Genomic DNA, 3966 nt, shown 5'->3' on the forward strand with positions numbered 1-3966 from the left:
CACTACCTCCCAGTCCCCCTAGCTGTGAGACCCCCGCCGAGGTCTTGCAGCGAATGACTACGTCACTCGACGGCGTCATCGGCGCGGAACGCCGGCGCCGAGTAGGAGTTCTCGGTCTCGCAGAACAGCAGCTCGTGGGACATCTGGTCACCTCCTCATTTCCGTGTGATCGGGAGCGGATCTGCGCTGTAACCGATTTCCGCTTCGAGAACCATCATCGAACCGATCGCCCTGGCCGGGTATCCCACAACCAGTTGATGGCCGGGAGGAAAACCGGTTCCGCCATGCACCTGACCGCCGTGTCCTCCGATCGGTGGACACCGACGTCGGATTCGGCGAAAACTCGCCGCCTTACCTGGTCAAAGCGAGAGACTGACGACGAAACGCGTCAGTGCGCATACCTTTACCGGACCGTGCGCCGAACGTGACTCTGGACAGGGAGTGTGGTCACGGTGCTTGGAACGTCTCACGGTGACTCATGGACCGCGGCGGCCCTGCGACTGCTGGGCCTGACCGCTGGACTGGTCGGGGTGTCGGCGGCGGCAGCGGCACCGACGCATGCCGACATGATGGGCAATGCGTTTCTGACGGCTCTCAACAACGCCGGTATTCCTTACAGCCAACCGGCGAGCACGATGGCCCTCGGGCGATCCGTCTGCCCCATGCTGGTCGAACCGAACGGCACCTTCGAGTCCATTACCGCGCGGATGGCCGAACACAGCGGATTGTCTCGGGACATGGCCGCCTCGTTCACCATCGTGGCGATCGCGACATACTGCCCCTCGGTCATCGCGCCGCTGATGCCGCACCGTTTGCAGGCGTAGCACCACAAGTGCGCGGACCGTCTGGGTGCCCGTAACCTGATCCAGTGGTGGACGAACGGCACGGTCGGGGCGATGAGCGGCGACCGCGATCGGCATCCGGGGACGCGCCGCGGCGTCGGCCACGGCGCGAGGGCGACGGTCAATGGTCCGGTCCCGGTCGGGCACGATCGGCTCAGCCCCGAATGGCGCCGACGCACGGCGACCGGCCGGCCGACAGTGGGCCCGCGATCCCGCCCGACATCGATGCCAGGCAGCTGGCACCGGAAGTGCGCCGCGAACTGAGCACCCTGGATCGCGCCACTGCCGACGCGGTGGCACGCCACTTGGTAGCCGCCGGTGAGCTGATCGACGAGGATCCGCAGACCGCGCTCGGTCACGCGCGTGCGGCACGGGCGCGCGCGAGCAGAATCGCCGCGGTCCGCGAAGCCGTCGGCATCGCCGCCTACCACGTGGGTGACTGGGCGCAGGCGTTGGCCGAACTGCGCGCCGCCCGCCGGATGGGCAGCAAGAGTCAACTGTTGGCGTTGATCGCTGACTGCGAGCGAGGGCTGGGGCGTCCTGAGCGCGCCATCGAACTCGCGCGTGGCCCCGAGGCGGCCCAACTTTCCGGAGATGACGCCGACGAGTTGCGCATGGTGGCCGCCGGGGCCCGTGCCGATCTCGGACAGCTCGAGCAGGCGCTGACGGTGCTGTCGACTCCGCAGTTGGATCCGACCCGTACCGGGTCGACCGCGGCGCGGCTGTTCTATGCGTATGCGGACACGCTGCTGGCGTTGGGTCGCACGAACGAGGCGCTGGATTGGTTTCTGCGGTCGGCGGCCGCGGATGTCGAAGGCGTGACCGACGCCGAAGATCGGGTCAGCGAGCTTGGTTGACGTGACGCCCGCGGAGGGCACCAAGACGCTTGCGCAGGAATACGACTGCCTGCTGGTCGATCTGGATGGAACGGTGTTTCGCGGGCATCAGCCCACCGACGGCGCCGTGGAGTCGTTGGATGCGGTAGCCGGCCGGACGCTGTTCGTCACCAACAACGCCTCCCGCAGCGCCGACGAGGTCGCCGAACACCTGCGTGACCTCGGGTTCACCGCCACCGGCGAGGACGTCGTGACCAGCGCCCAAAGCGCCGCGCATCTGCTGGCCGGTCAGCTGCCGCCGGACGCCAAGGTGCTGATCGTGGGCACCGATGCGCTCGCCGACGAGATCGCCGCGGTCGGTCTGTGCCCGGTGCACACCTACGACGACGATCCGGTCGCTGTGGTGCAGGGGCTGTCCAAGACGATCGCCTGGCCCGAGCTCGCCGAGGCCGCGCTCGCCATTCAGGCCGGGGCGGTATGGGTGGCTGCGAATGTCGACCCGACCTTGCCCACCGAACGAGGCCTGCTGCCCGGCAACGGGTCCCTGGTGGCCGCCCTGCGCACGGCCACCGGTGCCCAACCGCAGGTGGCGGGAAAGCCCGGGCCGCAGTTGATGAAGGATGCGGTCGGCCGCGGGGATTTCCGCAACCCCCTGGTGGTCGGTGACCGCCTGGACACCGACATCGAGGGCGCCAACGCGGCCGGGTTGCCGAGCTTGATGGTGCTCACCGGGGTGAACTCCGCCCGCGACGCCGTGTACGCCCGGCCGGCGCACCGGCCCACCTACATCGGTCACGACTTGCGTTCGTTGCATCGAGACGGCGCCACCCTGGCAGTCGGTGCGCAGGCCGGCTGGCAGGTCGACATCCAAGACCGGACGGTGACGGTCACCGCAACCGGCGACGACGATGATTCCGATACCGACGGGTTGGCCGTTGTGCGCGCGGTCGCCGACGCGGTCTGGGACGCCGACTTCGACGAGCCGGCCTTCGACATCGCGGCCGCAGACGACCGGGCTCGCGAGGCCTTGCGACGCTGGTCTCTGCTGCACGGTGACTAGGCGACCAACTAGCGTAGGGACCGCAATGACTATCGATCCTGACGAGATCCGCGGGGAGATCGAGCGCTTGATGGCGCAGCTCCCCGACGCCGGCGACGACCCGCCGTCCCTAAGCGAACTGGAAGACATCGCCCGCCGCCTCTCCGAGGCGCACGAGGTGCTGCTGGCCGCCTTGGAGTCGGCGGAGAAGGGCTGAGTGGACGCATGCCACGGCGTGCCCGCGTCGACGCCGAGTTGGTTCGGCGAGGTCTCGCCCGATCGCGTCAGCAGGCCGCGGAGTTGATCGGCGCCGGCAAGGTCCGCATCGATGGGCTGCCGGCGGTGAAGCCGGCCACCGCCGTCTCCGCGACCGCTGCCCTGACGGTCGCCACCGACGGCGAGCGCAGCTGGGTCTCCCGCGGGGCGCACAAGTTGATCGGCGCGTTGGACACATTCGCGATCGAGGTGCGTGGCCGTCGTTGCCTGGACGCCGGCGCCTCCACCGGCGGGTTCACCGAGGTGCTGCTGGACCGGGGCGCCGCCGAAGTGGTAGCCGCCGATGTCGGGTATGGCCAGCTGGCGTGGTCGCTGCGCAGCGACCCGCGGGTCGTGGTCGTCGAGCGCACCAATGTGCGCAACCTGTCCGCCGAGGCCATCGGGGGGCCAGTTGATCTCGTGGTCGCCGACCTGTCCTTCATCTCGCTGGCCACCGTATTGCCCGCGCTGGTTGGCTGCGCTTCGCCCGGCGCGGATATCGTTCCCATGGTGAAGCCGCAGTTTGAAGTGGGCAAGGGCCAGGTCGGCCCCGGGGGAGTAGTCCATGACCCGCAGTTGCGGGCCGATTCGTTGCTGGCTGTGGCGCGCAGTGCCACGGGACTCGGCTGGCACACCGTCGACGTCACCGCCAGTCCGCTGCCGGGTCCGTCGGGCAACGTCGAGTACTTCCTGTGGTTGCGGGCCGATACGGAACGAGCACTCGGTCGCGACGCGCTCGACGGTGCGGTGCGGCGCGCTGTTGCGGAGGGCCCGCGATGACCGCCGAACGCACCGTCCTGCTGGTCGTCCACACCGGACGCGACGAAGCTACCGAGACCGCGCGGCGCGTCGAGAAAGTGTTGAACGACAACGGCGTTGGCTTGCGCGCGCTGTCCGCCCAAGCGGTCGACCGCGGTTCGCTGCGACTGGACGCCAACGACATGCGGGCCATGGGGGTCGAGATCGACGTCGTGGACGCCGATCCGCAGGCCGC

General features: G+C 69.0%; 5 protein-coding genes and 1 pseudogene. All 6 read left to right on the forward strand.

The features are described 5' to 3' along the window. Positions 1-452: 452 nt before the first annotated feature. Positions 453-824 carry a DUF732 domain-containing protein gene (locus A9W95_RS04280; RefSeq protein ID WP_253851555.1) on the forward strand — a complete coding sequence of 124 codons (372 nt, stop codon included), beginning with the start codon at positions 453-455 and terminating at the stop codon, positions 822-824. Between the two features lie 44 nt (positions 825-868). Beyond that, positions 869-1699: a hypothetical protein gene (locus tag A9W95_RS04285; RefSeq protein ID WP_082982887.1), complete on the forward strand. Its 831-nt coding sequence runs from the start codon at positions 869-871 to the stop codon at positions 1697-1699. A gap of 1 nt (position 1700) precedes the next feature. Beyond that, positions 1701-2738, forward strand: coding sequence for an HAD-IIA family hydrolase (locus tag A9W95_RS04290; protein WP_067409382.1), 1038 nt, complete (start codon positions 1701-1703; stop codon positions 2736-2738). A 25-nt stretch (positions 2739-2763) separates the two neighbouring features. Then, positions 2764-2934 carry a hypothetical protein gene (locus A9W95_RS26685; protein WP_156745997.1) on the forward strand — a complete coding sequence of 57 codons (171 nt, stop codon included), beginning with the start codon at positions 2764-2766 and terminating at the stop codon, positions 2932-2934. An 8-nt stretch (positions 2935-2942) separates the two neighbouring features. Continuing rightward, positions 2943-3752, forward strand: a complete 810-nt coding sequence (locus A9W95_RS04295) for a TlyA family RNA methyltransferase (RefSeq protein WP_067409383.1) — start codon at positions 2943-2945, stop codon at positions 3750-3752. Then, positions 3749-3966 (forward strand): annotated as a pseudogene (gene ppnK, locus A9W95_RS04300) (NAD(+) kinase); the annotation flags it as partial. The gene A9W95_RS04295 and the pseudogene ppnK, both read left to right, overlap by 4 nt.

It is taken from the genome of Mycobacterium sp. 1423905.2 (assembly GCF_001673155.1).
Taxonomy (GTDB): Bacteria; Actinomycetota; Actinomycetes; order Mycobacteriales; family Mycobacteriaceae; genus Mycobacterium.